Origin of the sequence: Nocardia anaemiae NBRC 100462 (assembly GCF_001612725.1) — a bacterium.
GTDB lineage: Bacteria > Actinomycetota > Actinomycetes > Mycobacteriales > Mycobacteriaceae > Nocardia > Nocardia anaemiae.
Window position 1 is genome coordinate 1 of sequence record NZ_BDAZ01000037.1, and the last position, 17,108, is coordinate 17,108.

Consider the following 17,108-nt stretch of genomic DNA (forward strand, 5'->3'; position numbering starts at 1 on the left):
TCGTGGTTGCGATCGCGATAATCGTTGCTACCTGGGCTTATTCGCGCGACTGGCTAGGTGGTCAGCTGTTCGACCAACTCGGCGGCGGTATTCACGCCGTCGAGGAGCTTGCCGACATGGGCCCTGGTGCCGCGGCGCGGTTCCAGGGTCGGGATCCGCACGAGCGAATCGCCACCAAGGTCGAAGATCACAGAATCCCAGCTGGCCGCCGCGATATCGGCGCCGAATCGACGCAGACATTCGCCGCGGAAGTAGGCGCGGGTGTCGGTCGGCGGCTTGGTCATCGCGTCGAGCACCTGCTGCTCGTTGACCAGGCGTTTCATCGAGCCGCGGGCGACCAGGCGGTTGTAGAGACCCTTGTCCAGGCGGACATCGGAGTACTGCAGGTCCATCAGGTGCAGTTTGGGCGCGGCCCAGCTCAGGCCTTCGCGCTTGCGCATCCCCTCCAGCAGGCGCAGCTTGGCGGGCCAGTCCAGCAGGTTGGCGCATTCCATCGGATCGCGCTCCAGCAGATCCAGCACGTTGGCCCAGTTCTCCAGGATGTCCTTGACACGCGCGTCGTCGTTGCCGCTGCGGGCCACGAACTTCTCCACCCGGTCCAGGTAGATGCGCTGCAGCGCGAGGCCGGTGAGTTCGCGGCCGTCGGTGAGCGCCACCGTGGCGCGCAGGGTCGGGTCATGGCTGATCTGGTGGACGGCGGTGACCGGGCGGGCCAGCTGCAGATCGGACAGGTCCTCGCCCGCCTCGATCAGGTCCAGCACCAGGGCGGTGGTGCCGACCTTGAGGTAGGTGGACATTTCGGCGAGGTTGGCATCGCCGATGATGACGTGCAGGCGACGGTATTTGTCCGCATCGGCGTGCGGTTCGTCGCGGGTATTGATGATGCCGCGCTTGAGCGTGGTCTCCAGGCCGACCTCGACCTCGATGTAGTCGGCACGCTGGGACAGCTGGAATCCGGCGTGATCACCGGACTGGCCGATGCCGACCCGGCCGGAACCGCAGATCACCTGGCGTGAGACGAAGAACGGGGTGAGCCCGACGATGATCTGGTTGAACGGGGTGTCCCGGCTCATCAGGTAGTTCTCATGGGTGCCGTAGGAGGCGCCCTTGCCGTCGACATTGTTCTTGTACAGCTGCAGCCGCGGCGCACCCGGAACGCTCGACGCGTGCCGTGCGGCCGCCTCCATGACCCGTTCGCCTGCTTTGTCCCAGATGACCGCGTCCAGCGGGTCGGTGACCTCGGGCGCGGAGTACTCCGGATGGGCGTGGTCGACGTAGAGCCGGGCGCCGTTGGTGAGGATCATGTTCGCCGCGCCGACCTCGTCGGCGTCGATTACCGGGGCCGGGCCGTTCATCCGGCTCAGGTCGAATCCGCGGGCGTCGCGCAGCGGCGATTCCACCTCGTAGTCCCAGCGCGTGCGCTTCGCGCGCGGCACCCCCTCCGCTGCGGCATAGGCGAGAACCGCTTGGGTGGAGGTGAGAATCGGGTTGGCCGACGGCTCGGTGGGTGTGGAGATGCCGTATTCGACCTCGATACCGATGATGCGCTGCATACCGTCGAGCCTAGGCGACGCATGGCCGCGGTCGGTCGCGACCGGCGGCATCGGCGATCTCGGGTGACATCGATGTCATACCGACGGTGGTACTTCCGGAGGATACGGGCAGGCCGTGGCGGCCGGGATATTCGGAACATGACCGATTCGATCGCCGAAATCACCGGGCACCAGCGCAAGTCGGATGAGACGGGCACCGCAGGCAAGCCGCGGTTGGCCGCCCTGGACGTATTGCGCGGCATCGCCATCCTCGGCACGCTGGGCACCAATATCTGGATCCTCACCCATCCCGAGGGCCTGGTCGGGTACATCGACGAATTGGGCGGCCCGACGACCGGCTGGATGTGGTCGGAGCGGGTGCTGCAGCAGCTGACACAGGGCAAATTCCTCGGACTGCTCACGATCATGTTCGGCATCGGTCTGGCCATCCAGCAGGGCTCGGCGGTGCGCGGCGGTCGGCGATGGCCGGGCAGCTATCCGTGGCGGGCCGGACTGCTGTTCCTCGACGGTGTGCTGAATTTTGTGTTCGTCGCGGAATTCGATGTGCTGACGGGGTATGCCGTCACCGGATTGGTGGTTGCCTTCATTCTCGCGACAAGTGAACGCGCGCAACGTCGTTGGCTGACGACAACGGCCGGATTCCACATCGCCGTGCTGACACTCATCGGCATCGCGATGGCCCTTGCGAACCAACAGGATTCGACGCCACGCAAGCCGCTGGATCCGAATCCCTATGCGGACGGGTCGTTCTGGGATCTGGTGTTGTTCCGACTCGAGAATGCGGGCATGTTCCGCTTGGAGCCGATTTTCGTCTTCCCGATGTCGATCGCACTGTTCCTCGCGGGTGCACGGTTGTTCCGGGCCGGAGTGTTCCGGCCGGAGGGGGCGCGGATCCGTCGTCGGCTCATGATCATCGGATTCGCTGTTGCCGCGCCGATCGACTTTGCGGTCGGTGTGTTCGGCGGTGGCGATCTGGTCCTGTTGACCAGGTACGGCACCGCCCCTTTCGTCGCCTTCGGCCTGCTCGCGCTGGTCGCGGAGTCCTATCTGCGGCGTCCGCGGGTCGGATTCGTCGGCAGGCGACTCACCGAGGTCGGGCGGATGGCGCTGAGCTGCTACATCCTGCAGAATCTGGTCGCTTCGGCGCTGTGCTACGGGTGGGGTTTCGGGCTTGCCGCGCGCGTCTCCCCGAACGCTCGGGTGCCGTTCACGGTTGGTATCTACCTGCTGGTCGCGCTGATCATCGTGGCCGTCGCGCACCTGTGGTTGCGCCGGTTCGAGCGTGGTCCGGTCGAGTGGGTGTGGAATCTCAGCTACCGCGCACTGGCCCGCGAACACTGACCCACCGCGGCGCTGGCGTACATCGCCGCAGTTCAACACCCGAAACCGCAGCGAACGCGAGCAGAATCCAGCCGAATGCTGACCAGGAGAACACGAGTAGGGCACTACTCGTGTTCTTTTGGCGTCGGTGCCGGATGCTGACGCGACGTCACCGAACTGCGTCGACGTATCGATTTCAGATGCACAGGAGGTGCGTAGTGTCGGAACCGGCCCGAGCAATGAGTAAGGAGCACGCGTTCGCCGAACTCGAACGGCTCGCCGAGGATGACCTGATCCGCTTCGACGGGCCCGCTTCACCGGCCCTGGTCGGATTCGCAGGTTTCGACCCACCGTCCGGCCGACCACTGCCGGGCAGTCTCGCCGGAGTGGTCATCCGCCACGGCGACACCCCGGCGACACCGCAACACCTGGATCCGCGAAATGCGTTGGCACTGGTGCGATTCTGCCGCTTCCTGTCCGCGAATTTCGGCGTGACCCAGCTGCACACCCTCGGAATAAATGGCCGCGGAACGCATTCCGACGACTGCCACGGCCAGGGCCGCGCAGTGGATTTAGCCGGGGTGACCATGCCGGTCGGCGACGTATCGCGCAGGATCACCGTGGCAGCGCACTGGGGCACCGTCGAGACCGCCGTGACACCCGGCGGTACGTGGCCGCGCGGCACCGGATCCCGGGTGCGCTATCGGCTCGACGAACCCGATGCGAGCCCGCTCGGCGATCCGGACGGCGATCTGTTCGTCGCTGACTTCTTCCGCAGCGTCTACGATTTCGCGGCGGGTGAATGGCAGGACTGCTCGGACAGTCCCGATCCCGCGACCGCCATCTCCGGTATCGGCGATCCGAGTTTCATCCTGCATCCCGACCATCCGGACGACCACCCGCTACCCGCCACGACCGGCCGCGCGGCCCATATCGATCACATCCACTTCCAGATCGGCAAGTCCGGAACCGAGTAGGTGGCTAGCGTAGTCGGTGTGACGCTCGCCGATCGATATCCATTGCTGCACAAACCGACCCGCTGGGAATGGGGCGGTCTGGACGTCCAGTTCTCCATCGAGCTGCCACCCGACGAACTGGTCACCAATATCCACGTCGTCTGCTTCGTCGGCGCCGATATTGTGCTGTGCCGCGACGATCGCGATATCTGGATCGTGCCCGGCGGCACCCGGGAGGCGGGCGAAACGATCGACGCGTGCGTGCGCCGCGAACTCATGGAGGAGGCCGGTGCCCGCCCGGTCGGGGCGGTGCGGCCGTTCGGCGCCCACCACGCGAGGACCGATCGCCCTGCGCCGCACTATCCTTGGCAGCCGCATCCGCACAGGGCGTGGCTGTGGTGCACCGCGAATGTGGTGCTCGAATCCGCGCCGACCAATCCCGCGGATGGGGAAAACATTCTCGAGGTCCGCGCCTTCGCACCCGAGGAGGCGATGCGCCTGTCGCGTACCGATGGCGATCACATGGCCGAATTACTCTCCCTCGCAATCGAATTCCACCGAGCCTGATCGGCCGAGCGGAGCGCGGAGTCCGGTGAGCAGTCGCGCGATATCGATCGCCGCCTGCTCCGGTCGCAGCGGTGCGTGTTCGACGAGCAGGCGATACCAGAACGGTCCGAAGATCAGATCGGTGGCGTACTCGATATCCAGGTCGGCGGCGAGTTCACCCCGGGCGACTCCGCGCGTCACTATGCGCGCCACCACATCTCGCCGCGTCCGCACCCAGTCCCGGAACGGTCCGGCGAAGTCGGGGTCGAGCTGCGCCTCGGCCATCAGGCCGCGTAATGCCTTGACCCGCAACGGATATTCGACGACACCGTACAGCGCCTGGAGAAAGATGGTCAGGTCCTGCTCGACCGATCCGGTATCCGGATCCGGCATGCGCTGGGTGACCACGACGCCTTGGGCGTCCATGACCAGGACCGCCTTCGATTTCCACCAGCGGTAGATCGTGCTCTTGGCGACTCGCGAACGCGCCGCGACGCCTTCGATCGTCACCTTGCCGAAGCCCTGCTCCTCCAGCAGTTCGGCCGTCGCCCGCAGCACCGCATCGCGCGCGGATTCGCTGCGGATCCGACCGCCGGACCGCGGTGTCGCATCACTTCCCGTCGCCATGGCGGTCAGTGTATTCGTCTGCTATCGTTTTGCGAAACGCTACGGAGCGTTTCGATTTAGGAGATGAGTGACAATGAGTGCGATCGTGGTGAATCACGGTCTCGGAGCCCGCGACGACAGCGTGTGGTTTCCCTATTTCACAGCGGAGTTGACCGCGCTCGGGCATTCCGTGACGATCCCGAACCTGCCCGATCCGGCGGCACCCCGGCTGGATTCGTGGCGCAAAACCTTCGCCGACGCAGCTGCCGCGGCTGGTCCGGCGAGCGATACGGTTCTGGTCGGCCACAGCATCGGCGGCGTCAATGTGCTGCGCATGCTCGAGCAGCACGATGTCGCCGCATACGGGCAATTCGCCGGGGTGCTACTGGTCTCCACCGCGGCACATGCGGTCGGCTACGACATATTGGCCGAATTCTTCGCCGAACCGTTCGACTGGGCGCGCATTCGCGGGGCGGCACGCGAGTTCCGGGTATTGGCGGCCGCGGACGATCCGGTCAATGTGCCCGATCCGGTCGAACATGTCGGATTGCTGGTGCGCGGACTGGAGGCGACGGCGGTGCTCACCGCGTCCGGGAGCCACCTGGGCAACTTTCCGGACGATCACATCGAACTACCCGAAGCCGTTCGGCTGGTCAGCGAAATCCAGGCGGCCGCACGATGAATCAGGAGCCGACAAGCGAAAGCCACAGGCCTGCCGCGCAACCCGCGGGTCCGGCCAAATGGAAGCTGTGGCTGCTGACGGTCATCGGCATCTATCCACTGCTGACCATTCTCGTCACAATCTCAGCGCCGCTGCTCGAACCGCTGGCGCCGCCGCTGCGACTGGCGGCGATCGTGCCGATCGCCGTCGCGGCAATGGTATGGGGCGTCATGCCATTCCTCACCCGCCGATGTGCGGGCTGGTTGATGAGATGACGGATTCTATTGGGACCGTGCGGGTTCCGCGCGGCTCAGTAGATCTTTGACGATAGTGTCGCGTTCGAGCGGAACGCCGAGACTGCGCGCATTGCCCTCGAAAAGCGCGAGCACCGATTCGGTCAGGATGCCCTCGACCTGATCGGAGGTCAGCGTTGTCGCGGCATCGCAGCGCCAGTTGTTCACGAAACCGTCGACGAATCCGATAATACCGAAGGCCATCGGACGCGCCCGATTCGGATCGATTCCGAAGCGCGCCAACGATATTGCGAACATGTCGGCAAGCCGACCACCGATGCGATCGCGCGCACCGGTCAGCGCCTGCGACGAATCCCCTTGCGGCGCGGCATCACCCAGGAATCGGTGCAGATTCGGATGACGCTCGACCCAGCCGACATAGGTACCGATCGCACCCCGCACCGCATCGCGCAGGGTGCCGTCCGGCTGCAGGGTCGGCATCAGCGCGGTGAGCAGTGAATTCAGGATCTCCCGACGAATCTGCTCATCGAGATCGGCGCGCCCGTCGAAATGCCGGTACACCACTGGCCGCGGCAGATGCAGCCGGTCCGCGATCGCCTGCACGGACACCTCGACACCCTGCTCTTCGATAACCGTGATCGCCGCATCGATGACATCCGCGCGACGGCGGGCCTTGTGGCCGTGCCATCGGGTGCTGCGACCATCCGACCCGGCGGAGTCGCGCTTTCCGCTGGTACCGCTCACCAGCTCACGATACCCGGAATGCTATTGACCGTGACAGTATGTCTCACTAATCTGAATGTTACAGCTTGTATCAGGTATTTGAGAGTTGGAGCCGACATGGGCAACGAGGCCGCAGTCATCCCACAGGAATCCTTCGCACAGCGCCTACTGACCGGTTCGGTGAAGAAGTCGTATGAACCTGCCGTCGATATGGACTGGGACGCGCCGCTCGATCCGGACAAACTGTTCCTGCCGCCGGAGGTGGTTTCGCTCTACGGCACCGCACTGTGGGAGTCGATGACCCCGCAGCAGCGCAGGGAACTGTCGCGCCAGGAACTGGCCAACGTACTCTCCGTCGGCATCTGGTTCGAGAATCTGCTCAACCGCCTGCTGCTGCGGGAACTGATGCGCGATGATCCGACCACCCGGCATTCGCACTACACCCTCACCGAAATGGGCGACGAGTGTCGGCACATGATGATGTTCGGCAAGCTCATCGACCGGATCGAAGCGCGTCCGTATTGGCCGCGGCTGCCCGGCCGACTCGCCATCGGAGTTCTCCCGCTTTTCCTACGCGGATCGATGACCTGGGTGGGCGCACTCGTCGGCGAGGAGATCTTCGACGCAATCCAGCGACGCACCCTCGACGATCCGGAGTTGCAGCCCTTGGTTTCTCGGGCGATGCGGATCCATGTCACCGAGGAGGCACGCCATATCGGATTCGCCCGCGACGCACTGGCGCGGCGGGTGCCGACCATGTCGCGGGCCGAATTGGCCTACACCCGTTTATGTGTTGCGGTGGCCGCCCCCCTGTTCGTCTACCTGATGACCAATCGACACATGTACGACCGGGCCGGGCTGGACGGTCGCGCGGCGCGGCGGATCGCGACGAATAACCCGTATGCCAAGAAGGCGCTCGGTACCGGAGCCGCGAATCTCGGCGCGTTCCTGGACAAGCAGGGCTTGATCGGTCCGATGGGTAAGCGAATCTGGCGCTTGCGAGGGCTTTACGCATGACCGAGCCCGAAATCGTCATTGTCGGAGCCGGTTTCGGTGGTATCGGTATGGCCATAGAGTTGCGCAGGGCCGGATTCGACGACTTCGTCGTGCTGGAGAAGGCCGAGGAGATCGGCGGCACCTGGCGAGCGAATACCTATCCTGGTTGCGGCTGCGATGTCATGTCGCTGATGTATTCCTACTCGTTCGAGCCGAATCAGCAGTGGACCCGCATGTTCGCCAGGCAGCCGGCGATACTGGAGTATCTGCGCCGCGCCGTGGCCAAATTCGATATCCGCAAGCATATTCGGCTGCGATCCGAGGTCGTGGCACTCGACTTCGATGACGAGACAGACCGCTGGCATGTGCGCACAGCGGACGGGCGGCACTTCCAGCCCCGCGCAGTGGTGATGGCGCCGGGGCCGCTACACGAACCGAGCGTGCCGGACTTTCCGGGCCGGGATACGTTCCGGGGACGCAGTTTTCATTCGGCGCAGTGGGATCACGATTTCGATATGACCGGCAAGCGGATCGCTGTCATCGGAACGGGTGCCAGTGCTGTGCAGTTCGTGCCGCAGATCGCGAAGCGGGCCGAGCAGGTGACGGTGTTCCAGCGGACACCGCACTGGATCGTGCCGAAGCCGGATCGGCCGCTGTCGCCGGTGGAGCATCGGATGTTCCGGTATCTCCCAGGTGCGCAACGACTGTACCGCTGGGCGATCTATTGGGGTTACGAGTCGTTGACCCCGGCGTTCATGAATCCGGAGCTCATGCGTCGCGCGGAGGCGGTGGCGCGGGCGCATCTGCGTCGCCAAGTTGCCGACCCCGAACTGCGTCGCAGCCTCACACCGGACTACCGGCTCGGGTGTAAGCGAATCCTGGTATCCAATAACTACTATCCGGCCCTGCAGCGGGAGAACGTCGCGCTGCTGACCTCTCCGATCGCCGCGATCACCGAGTCCGGGATCGTCACCGCCGATGGTATCGAGCACGAATTCGACGCCATCGTGTACGGGACCGGGTTCAAGATCTCCGATCGGTTCGCCGATCAGCACATCGTCGGCGCGAATGGGCTCACGCTCAAAAAGGCTTGGCGCACCGGGATGGCAGGGTTCCTCGGCGTCGCCGTGCACGGTTTCCCGAACCTGTTCCTCATCATGGGCCCGAATTCCGGTGGCGGAAATCAGTCCATCGTCTTCATGATCGAGGCGCAGGCTCGCTATATCCGCCAATGCCTGGAGCTGCTGCGCAAGACCGCCAACAGTCGGATCAAGGTCCGCGCCGCCACCCAACACGAATTCAACCGGCGGATGCAGTCGAAACTCGCTGGCACCGTTTGGAATTCGGGCGGTTGCCAGAGCTGGTACCTGGACGAGCACGGGGTGAATCGGGCCGCCTGGCCGGGTTCCAGCGTCTCCTACTGGCGCACCATGCGCCGACCCGATCCCGGCCACTACGATCTGACCGTGCCAGCGGATCGTGAACCGGCACACGACTATTCGGGCCCGGCCCTGCTCGATGCTCCGGATGTGCAGGTCCCGGTCGAGGTCACCCTCAGCGGGCATCCGGATCCGATCGACGGCCACTACCACTGGTACGGACGCGTCGCCGCGAGCGATGGCCACGAGTTGCCCGATCCCGGACGCGCCGAAGTCCTCCTCACCCTGCCCGGCGGCGTGCCGACCGCGGGTCGCCTCCAGGAGCGCGACCCCTGGGGCAACCTCCGCATCGTCGGTATCGGCACCCCGCCCTACCCGCTGGCCGCCGTCAACTCCTCGACGAGCCCGATGATGATGCCCTCGGGGCCGAGGACGTAGCAGTACCGGTAGATGTCCTCGTATACCCCTGCGGGATGCCGTCCGTTCGGTTGCACGGTGGTCTCCTTGGTCGATCCAGCTGGCCGCGGCCATCGACGAGAAAGCAACCGCTCCGGCCGATCTCGCAGCAGCTCGCCATGCACGCGAGGGACTGACACCCGCACGTTTGCTGGAGCGCTACATCGCGGAAATGGCCGCCAGCGGCGTCCGAATCATCGGGAACGCAAGTGCATGACTGCGCCCGGTCGCCCAGGATCGATAACCGTATAGGAGTGCATGGTTGGCCGAAGCAGATCAACTCGGACTTTCACAGGCGAAGTCGGACAAACAAGGCGTCTACGTGGCCCGAATTGAGATAATTTCGCCTGGAGTTCCGCCCCCTTGCTCGACTACTACCGATGCGCTCGGCCTACCTATCGGGAAATCCTGGTGATCTACCTTGTTCGGACACGGGGCATTCGCACCGTTCACTACATCGATCAACTGGTAACCGTGGTCGCCTGGACCTGTTAGCCGATCGAGCGTCGTTCGGTCCGATCACATTCCGGATGACCCGACAGGATGGGTAACAGAACTGGGCTACCGGTGTGTGGACACCGCTTTGCCCAGCTCCGCCACCTCCTTCTCGATGATCTTCGTCGTGAAAGCAGACCCGTGGATCGCAATTCGATGACCCGCCTGCGCAACGCTGGCACACCGCCAGAGGCCGCGATAAGAAATACCGATAGGCGTCCCGATGGAATGTGCCGCCGGTCGAATCGGCACGCCATCCAACGTTTCTGCCGCCTCACTCATGAATGTCCGTCAGTTCGGAATACCTGCTCGGCGCACACCGAATCCGCCCGAGGTCGATACACCTCCGGGTATGGCAATCGTCAATGAATAGGTAGATTTCGCGCATCGGCATATTGTCGGTAGTCGACCATTTGATCGCGACATGGTCGATCGGCCGACTACCCTGCTCGATGTGTCAGCACAACGTCCCGCCAGTATCGGTTCCCTTCCAGCGACGACCAGTGATTTCGTAGGACGAGAACGCGAGCTGGAAAAGATCGCGTCGCTGTTCCTGTCATCGACGCGGTTGATCACCTTGATCGGGACAGGCGGAATCGGTAAGACGCGGTTGGCGACCGAGGCCGTCCACCGCTATCACAAGGCTCGTCGGGTGCCGATCCACTGGGTGCGGCTGGCCCGACTCCCGGCGGGTTCGAACGCGACGGCGGTCGAGGACGAACTCGCGCACTCGATCATCGACGTCGACTTCTCGAACCGATCGACCTGGGATGCCCTCATCGATACGTTCACCAGAACTGACGGCGCCAGCCGTAACCTGCAGACGATTCTGGTGATGGACAATTGCGAGCACGTCCTGGACGGTGTCGGTCAGGTGATCGCCGCCTTGCTGGACGCGGTACCCGGGTTGACCGTGCTGGCCACCAGCCGCGAGGCGATCGGCTGGGTCGACGAGCAATTGGTGCCCGTCCCCGCGCTGTCACGCGAACAGGCGCTGGCCTTGTTCCGCGCACGAGCGGAGCTGACCGGCCACCCCATCGCGGGCGATGACGATGCCGCGGTCGCCGACTCGATCTGCTGGCACGTGCACAACCATCCCCTCTACATCAGGCTCGCCGCGGCCCGCCTGATGCGTCAACCATTGCCGATGATCCTGCGTGATCTCAGCGGCGAGGACAGCGACCGGCGACTGCGCTGGTCGCATGGTCCACGGGTCGGCGCCGACCAAAGGCATTGGCGCATTCACGATGTCATCGCCTGGTCGTACAACCTCTGCCAGGACGACGAACGGCTGCTTTTCGAGCGGCTGTCGGTCTTCGCCGCCGGTTATGACACCAATCCCGACGACGTCCACGGCCCGTCCGGGCGCGATGTGGGCGCCGAACTCGAAGCGATCGAGGCAGTGTGTGCCGACGACGACGGCGCGGGCATCGCACGCGAGGAAATCGAGGGCCTGTTGGAACGCCTCGTGGACCAATCGCTGGTCACGATGCATCTGACGCCGAACGCCGTCCGATATTCGCTATTGGAGAGCCTGCGGGTCTTCGCGCAGCGGCGGCTACGCGAGCGGTCGGCGGGTGGGGAATGGGAACGGTTGTCGGCCAGGCACCGTCGCTACTACCGGGACAAAGCCGTCCACGCCGGGGCGGATTGGTTCGGTCCCGCGGAACAAGAACTGCTGGACTGGGCGCGCGCGGCATGGGACAACCTGCTCACCGCGATGGACAGCAGCCTCACCACACCCGGGGAGTCCGCGATCGGACTGGAGATCGCGACCGGGTTGATCGCCCTGCGGCTTCCGTTCTTCATGGGTTCCCTGCGCGAGTCCCGTCGCTGGGCCGTGCGGGCCCTGGACGCCACCCGAAGTCTCGATCCGCAACCGGTCGAACTGCAAACCTCCTCGATGGCGCTGACCGCATGGGTCACCATGTGCCAGGGCGTACACGACGATGCCGCACGGATACTCGACGAATGCGTCGCCGCTTGCATCCCGGACGCGGAAGTCGGCGCGAATTGGCGAAACGATCCGACAACCGATCTGGGACTACCGGCACCTGTCGACTTCGCTCGCGGCACCGAACTGCTCTTCGCCAGCGATCCACGCTCGGTGGCGGTGCTTGCACGCGCGCGCGAACGATTCCTTGGCTTCGGCGATCGCGGCGCCGCGGCCATGAGCGAGCTGTTCCAGGCCCTGGCGGCCGGACTGCTCGGCACCGCCGCACAGGCATTGCCGATCGCACAGGCCTATCTCGACCTTGCCACTCGATCGGGCGCCCGATGGGCACAGTCCTGGGCCGAACTCGCCTGGGCGATCGCGCTGACCAAACACGGTGATCCACACGAGGCATTGGCCGTCGGACGCACCGCGCTGACCAGCCAACTGTCGATGCGGGACCAGTGGGGAGCAATCTGGTCGGTACATATCCGGACGTGGACGCTGGCACGATTGATCGCCGACGCGCGCGTCGAGCACGCCACCCAACCCGATTCGGCGCTCAGCTTGGCGACCGAGATAGCCAACCTCATCGGTGGTGTCCGCACGTTTCGCCAGCGCCTCGGCGTGAATATCGCCAACCTCGGACCATTCGCGACCGAAACCGACAATGCCATCGCCACCGCACGAGATGTCCTCGGACACAAGGCATTCGCCGCCGCGGAGCAAGAAGGCGCGATGCTGCGCCCCGAATTCGATGAAGTGGCTCGACTGGCACTGGGCGCGTTGTCATTGAACAAGCTGGCAGTCGACCATCCGGTCCGACAACACCGCCCATCCAAATGGAGCGAGTTGTCAACCGCCGAACGTGAAGTCGCCGTACTCGCCGCGGCGGGCTGGACCAACACCGCGATCGCGGCCAGCCGCGGTAGCTCGTTCAAAACCGTCGACGCCCAAATCGCCTCGATCTTCAGCAAACTGATGATCAACTCCCGAGCCGACATCATCACCCTCGTTCCCACCGATACACGGGAACAGGTCGCGCAGGCGGCCGCCCGCCGACCCCAGCAGCGAAGACAACGGTAGCCTGCCGATTTTGGCAAGCTCGTGCACCGGCTGGACCGGCGTATTCGCCACAATCCTGGCCCCGGCGGAAACCACAGAATTCCGCATTGCGGATATCACCGCAGGTAGTCGATTCTCTGCGACTACCTATCAGCGGCTACTACCTAGATAACTTCCATTTCGTCAGTACGCAACAGAAGCGCGCGTATCCACCTGATCACCGATGCCGTCAGCCTACTTATTCACCGATTCTGGAGTTCCGCGGATTGGAGGTGCGACGAGCCATGGTGTGCTGTGTCCTACTCGCCGGGCTCGTGGTGTTCGGGCCGCGCGGTGTGCGTGTCTACCACACCCTTCGGGCCCGTCGTCCGGTCCGACAGCCGAACCGTCGCCCCCTCGAGGTTGCCCTTTCCGGTCACCTTGTCGAGTCCTCGGATACGACAGTACATTTCGTGCCCACCCGGCCATCGGCGGCGCACACAACACAGGAGTTGTCATGAGCACAGCCGCACCGGTTCGGGAGTCCGCATCGAATATTCGCCTACGCGGACCCGCGACCACCCGATGGTTGCGGCGCACGCTCGCACTGACCGCGCTCGCCTGGGTAGCCGCGGTCGCTATTCCGCACACCCTCGGACTGTCCGCTGCGTGGCGGGCCTTCGGAGCCGGACTCGTCATCCCGGGCGCCGGTTTGCTGTATGCGATGCCGCCGCTGGACCACTCGTTCGCCATCACGGTCGTCGTCGGTCATGCCGTGGTGATCTGGGCCGAGATCGCACTCGCGGGTTCGGCGGTACGGCGCGGCCGCGGCCTGCTGATCGCAGGGATGGTCGCACCACTGTTGGCCATCGCGGTCGTCGTCATTCCGACGATCGTGGTGGCGGCCGGTCATATTGCCGCGTTCATCGGCGTCCTGGCAGCAGCGGGCTGGGCGTTCGCCTTCCGCTCGGTGGCGCGGTCGGATCATGTGACCCTGCCCGCGATCGTGCTCGGCGCCGCTGCGGCTTCCGCGGCACTGGCGCAGGTCCACGATGACATGCCGGGACCGATGACCTGGGTGTGGTGGGGTGCTCCCGTTGTCGCCGTGGGACTTTCGGCCTTCGTATTGATACGCGAGCAGATCCGCCACCGCGCCGCCCGTCGACTCGGGATCGAGCGGGAAAACTACCTGGCCGAGCGGAGGCGTCCGGCACGGACGAATCCGATGCCACTCGACCACCGGACGGGCACGCCTGAGGTGACCGAAGCCGACGCGGATCAACTGCGATTGCTTCGCTCTCTGATGAGCATCGCCACGCAGCCGCTCGACAGCTGGGACAGTTTCGACGCCGAGGGCGCAGGCCCATTGCAGCAGTACCGCTATCAGCTCAACGCCCTCGGCTGGGCGCTGGCGATGTACGGTTACGCACACGCGCCCGCATTGCGCGGACCACTGCACCGCGCGCAACTCGACGTGCTCACACGAATGCAGGACAAGGCGGTCTGGGGATATTGGTTTCACCAGAATCTGTTGGGCAACTGGGATTTTCGAGCGCGACGCGCGGATCCGATCGACGTGCCGCAGAACATCATGTTCACCGGCTACCTGAACCTGCAGCTGGCCATGTTCCGACAGGCGACCGGTGACCGTCGCTTCGACACGCCTGGCTCACTGAACTTTTCCTGGTCACCCACCGAACAATTCGCCTACGACCACCGAACCATCAACGACATAGTGATCCGAAACTTCGGCGGCGAGCTGTGCCTATGGCCGTGCGAACCACTTCCGGTGGGTCGGGGCCGTAAGCATGGGCTGATCTTCCCGTACTGCAACGCGGTGAGCGCGGCGGGCGTCGCCACACTCGACGCGCTGGCCGGAACCGGCCATGCCGCCGATATCACCCGCCGCTTCCAACGCGGTCTCGAAGCCGAATTCACCGCCGCGGACGGCGATATCGTCTCATTCATCGCCTCCGGATTCGGCTTCACCGCACGCGCATTCCGAGGGCCCGCGACCACCGCGGCGGTCGCGGCATTCGTCGCACCGCTGCTGCCCGATCTCGCATGGCGCGCATGGGAAATACTGCTGCGTGAGTGGCTGACCACCGACCGTTTCCATCAGCTCGGATCAGGCGGATCCGAATCTCCGATCGTCGCGGACTGGGGCTCGCAAGCACCGACCAATGCCGAATCATTCGCCGCGGCAATGCTGCTCGCACAGGAATGCGGCGAATCCGATTGGTGCGCCGAACTCTGGAGCGCGGCCACCGAGCAGCTGAGATTCGTCGAAGACGAGAACCAGGCAGGCGTGTGGAGTTTCGACGCCGCCTCCCTGCACGCCAACGGCATGCTCGGCCTGGGCGGACTCGGCCGCCCCTACGCGCTGACCGATATGATGTCGCGCCCACGACCACCGCAATGGAATGCCGGGCCCCGAATCTTCGACCTACCTCATCCGAATGTCCTTGTGGCAAAGGCAGTTTCGGACGGCTACGGGCTGGACGCAGTGCTGTATCCCGGTCGCGGATCGGGTCGCTTCGCACTGCTACTGGATCAGCTCACTCCCGGCGGCCGGTATCTGGCCCACGGTGCGGTGGAATCGGAGGTGACCGCCGACGCGACCGGACATGCCAGAATCACCGTCGAACTCAGTGCCCGCGCCGCCATCGAGTTGCGTCCGGTGCTATCGAGGGAAACCGTGGTGATCACCGCACGCACGGACTGACGAGAGGCGGGTCTGCGGCCAACTGATGCGATGACCGACGGCCGACCGGCCCACACAAGTCATCGCATCAGTGGCACCAAGTAGGCGGTCGAATCCCATTGCCTACCTGGGAAAGACAACCGGGAGTGCCGACAAAGCTCGATGGAAGGGCCCGGGCCGCCAAGTCAGGTTCTCGGCGGGAATCGCCAGTCGCATTCCGGGCACCGCGTCGAGGAGTTGGTCGATAGCGTCTTGGGCGATCAGGTACGCGGCTGTGCGGGCGGGGCAGGCGTGCGGTCCAGCGCTCCACGCCAGATGCGAACGGTTGCCGGTATGTTCACCAGCGCTGATCGCGGGATCGTTATTGCAACCGGCCATACTGATCACGACCGGCTGATCGGCGGGAAGCCAGACGTCATCGATCAGGACCGGCTGGCGCGGATAGGTGACGCAGAAGTTCGCCATCGGCGGATCGGTGAACAAGACTTCGTCGAGTGCATCGCGGGTGGACAGGCTGCCGCTCAGTATGTCGCCACCGAATCGGTCGTCGGTGAGCATCAGGAGCAACGTATTGACGATCAGATTCTGCTGCGGCTCGATCCCCGCGCCATAGAGAACCACGAGCTGGTGGATCAACTCCACATCGTCGAGCTTGCTGGGATGGTGGAGTAATCGAGTGGCGATGTCGTCACCCGGTTCGGCTCGCTTGAGCTCGATCAACCGCGAAAGCGCCTCGGCAAGTATCGCATTGCCCCGTTCGGCGTCGATACCGTCGAACAGCGCCGCGATACCGGCCGCCACCTCGTGCCCTATCTCGGGCGGGCAGCCGATCATTGCGTTGACGACCGCGAAGGCGAGCGGAAAGGCGTACTCGTCGACCAATTCGACCGTGCCTGCATCGGGGAAACTGTCGATAAGCGGCGCGGCAAGGCGCTCAACCGTGGCGTGCAGTGCGTGTAGATCGAGCTCGTCGATGCTCGCCGTATTGGCCTGTCGATAACGCGCATGCTCGATTCCGCTGCTGCGCAACGCATTCGGCCGCCATTCCAGGACCGGAAGCACCGAACACTCGGCCGGGACCGTTTTCTGCCAAGCCCGGGGGTCGGCCGGAAAGTGCTCCGGGTCGTGCAGGATTCTTATCGCGGTGCGATACCCGATTACCAGGGTGGCGGGCACCCCGGGAGCTAGATAGACAGGTACCAGCGCGCCATAGCGTCGGCGCATCTGCCGGTAGAATTCGTGTGGATCCGCGGCGAATTCCGGACTGAACAACGGAACCCGTCGATCGTCGGGTTCGACCGGCGATTGGTGGTGTGGAATAGGACCCGTCACCATCCCTCTCCCTGGGCGTCAAAAACTGCTGGTTTCATTTCTGGCTGTTGAGCATGCGTGCGAGTTCGGCAAGGGGACGTCGACGGGAATCCGGTGACACCCCGCCATGTACTCGCCCGGCGGCATGCGATCTGGCGAGGTGGCGAGCAA

Annotated in this window: 13 protein-coding genes; 9 read left to right on the forward strand and 4 right to left on the reverse strand. The window is 64.5% G+C overall.

Translation table 11 applies throughout. The features are described from left to right. Positions 1–53: 53 nt before the first annotated feature. The gene (dop, locus tag NA5_RS22425; RefSeq protein WP_062989247.1) at positions 54–1,553 is read right to left on the reverse strand and encodes a depupylase/deamidase Dop; all 1,500 of its coding nucleotides are present in this window, start codon (positions 1,551–1,553) and stop codon (positions 54–56) included. Positions 1,554–1,691: 138 nt separating this feature from the next. On the opposite strand from dop, the gene NA5_RS22430 reads away from it, so the two are divergent. From NA5_RS22430 to NA5_RS22440, 3 genes are all read left to right on the forward strand, one after another. After that, complete coding sequence (locus NA5_RS22430; protein ID WP_084484347.1) at positions 1,692–2,894, forward strand: DUF418 domain-containing protein; 1,203 nt, start codon at positions 1,692–1,694, stop codon at positions 2,892–2,894. Between the two features lie 218 nt (positions 2,895–3,112). Then, positions 3,113–3,850: a hypothetical protein gene (locus NA5_RS22435; RefSeq protein WP_062989163.1), complete on the forward strand. Its 738-nt coding sequence runs from the start codon at positions 3,113–3,115 to the stop codon at positions 3,848–3,850. 18 nt (positions 3,851–3,868) lie between these two features. Continuing rightward, a complete protein-coding gene (locus NA5_RS22440) occupies positions 3,869–4,396 on the forward strand; it encodes an NUDIX hydrolase (protein WP_062989165.1) in 528 nt (175 codons plus the stop codon). On the opposite strand, the gene NA5_RS22445 is transcribed toward NA5_RS22440, so the two are convergent. Further along, complete coding sequence (locus NA5_RS22445; protein ID WP_062989167.1) at positions 4,361–5,002, reverse strand: TetR/AcrR family transcriptional regulator; 642 nt, start codon at positions 5,000–5,002, stop codon at positions 4,361–4,363. The genes NA5_RS22440 and NA5_RS22445 overlap by 36 nt on opposite strands. Positions 5,003–5,075: 73 nt before the next feature. On the opposite strand from NA5_RS22445, the gene NA5_RS22450 reads away from it, so the two are divergent. Together NA5_RS22450 and NA5_RS22455 are read left to right on the forward strand one after the other, a co-directional pair. After that, the gene (locus NA5_RS22450; protein WP_062989169.1) at positions 5,076–5,663 is read left to right on the forward strand and encodes an alpha/beta fold hydrolase; all 588 of its coding nucleotides are present in this window, start codon (positions 5,076–5,078) and stop codon (positions 5,661–5,663) included. After that, entirely contained in the window at positions 5,660–5,917 is a 258-nt protein-coding gene (locus NA5_RS22455; RefSeq protein WP_062989171.1) for a putative antibiotic biosynthesis monooxygenase, read from the forward strand. The genes NA5_RS22450 and NA5_RS22455 overlap by 4 nt, the downstream gene beginning before the upstream one ends. Before the next feature lie 6 nt (positions 5,918–5,923). Here the strand turns inward: NA5_RS22455 and NA5_RS22460 are convergent, their stop codons facing one another. After that, on the reverse strand, positions 5,924–6,640 hold the full coding sequence (locus NA5_RS22460) for a TetR/AcrR family transcriptional regulator (protein ID WP_062989173.1): 717 nt from the start codon (positions 6,638–6,640) through the stop codon (positions 5,924–5,926). A 96-nt stretch (positions 6,641–6,736) separates the two neighbouring features. On the opposite strand from NA5_RS22460, the gene NA5_RS22465 reads away from it, so the two are divergent. The 4 genes from NA5_RS22465 to NA5_RS22485 all read left to right on the forward strand — a co-directional run bounded on the left by NA5_RS22465 (position 6,737) and on the right by NA5_RS22485 (position 15,647). After that, positions 6,737–7,636, forward strand: coding sequence for an AurF N-oxygenase family protein (locus tag NA5_RS22465; RefSeq protein ID WP_062989175.1), 900 nt, complete (start codon positions 6,737–6,739; stop codon positions 7,634–7,636). Next, positions 7,633–9,432, forward strand: coding sequence for a DUF4873 domain-containing protein (locus NA5_RS22470; RefSeq protein WP_062989177.1), 1,800 nt, complete (start codon positions 7,633–7,635; stop codon positions 9,430–9,432). The genes NA5_RS22465 and NA5_RS22470 overlap by 4 nt, the downstream gene beginning before the upstream one ends. Positions 9,433–10,399: 967 nt before the next feature. After that, positions 10,400–12,964: a helix-turn-helix transcriptional regulator gene (locus tag NA5_RS22480; protein WP_169811343.1), complete on the forward strand. Its 2,565-nt coding sequence runs from the start codon at positions 10,400–10,402 to the stop codon at positions 12,962–12,964. Between the two features lie 475 nt (positions 12,965–13,439). Then, entirely contained in the window at positions 13,440–15,647 is a 2,208-nt protein-coding gene (locus tag NA5_RS22485; protein ID WP_062989183.1) for a linalool dehydratase/isomerase domain-containing protein, read from the forward strand. A gap of 102 nt (positions 15,648–15,749) precedes the next feature. Here the strand turns inward: NA5_RS22485 and NA5_RS22490 are convergent, their stop codons facing one another. Beyond that, a complete protein-coding gene (locus NA5_RS22490; protein WP_062989185.1) occupies positions 15,750–16,961 on the reverse strand; it encodes a cytochrome P450 family protein in 1,212 nt (403 codons plus the stop codon). Between the last annotated feature and the right edge of the window lie 147 nt (positions 16,962–17,108).

Excerpts from the sequence above, each read along its gene's own strand:
- dop (WP_062989247.1), bottom strand. The coding sequence starts at position 1,553 with ATGCAGCGCATCATCGGTATCGAGGTCGAATACGGCATCTCCACACCC.
- NA5_RS22430 (WP_084484347.1), top strand. The coding sequence starts at position 1,692 with ATGACCGATTCGATCGCCGAAATCACCGGGCACCAGCGCAAGTCGGAT.
- NA5_RS22435 (WP_062989163.1), top strand. The coding sequence starts at position 3,113 with ATGAGTAAGGAGCACGCGTTCGCCGAACTCGAACGGCTCGCCGAGGAT.
- NA5_RS22445 (WP_062989167.1), bottom strand. The coding sequence starts at position 5,002 with ATGGCGACGGGAAGTGATGCGACACCGCGGTCCGGCGGTCGGATCCGC.
- NA5_RS22450 (WP_062989169.1), top strand. The coding sequence starts at position 5,076 with ATGAGTGCGATCGTGGTGAATCACGGTCTCGGAGCCCGCGACGACAGC.
- NA5_RS22455 (WP_062989171.1), top strand. The coding sequence starts at position 5,660 with ATGAATCAGGAGCCGACAAGCGAAAGCCACAGGCCTGCCGCGCAACCC.
- NA5_RS22465 (WP_062989175.1), top strand. The coding sequence starts at position 6,737 with ATGGGCAACGAGGCCGCAGTCATCCCACAGGAATCCTTCGCACAGCGC.
- NA5_RS22470 (WP_062989177.1), top strand. The coding sequence starts at position 7,633 with ATGACCGAGCCCGAAATCGTCATTGTCGGAGCCGGTTTCGGTGGTATC.
- NA5_RS22485 (WP_062989183.1), top strand. The coding sequence starts at position 13,440 with ATGAGCACAGCCGCACCGGTTCGGGAGTCCGCATCGAATATTCGCCTA.
- NA5_RS22490 (WP_062989185.1), bottom strand. The coding sequence starts at position 16,961 with ATGGTGACGGGTCCTATTCCACACCACCAATCGCCGGTCGAACCCGAC.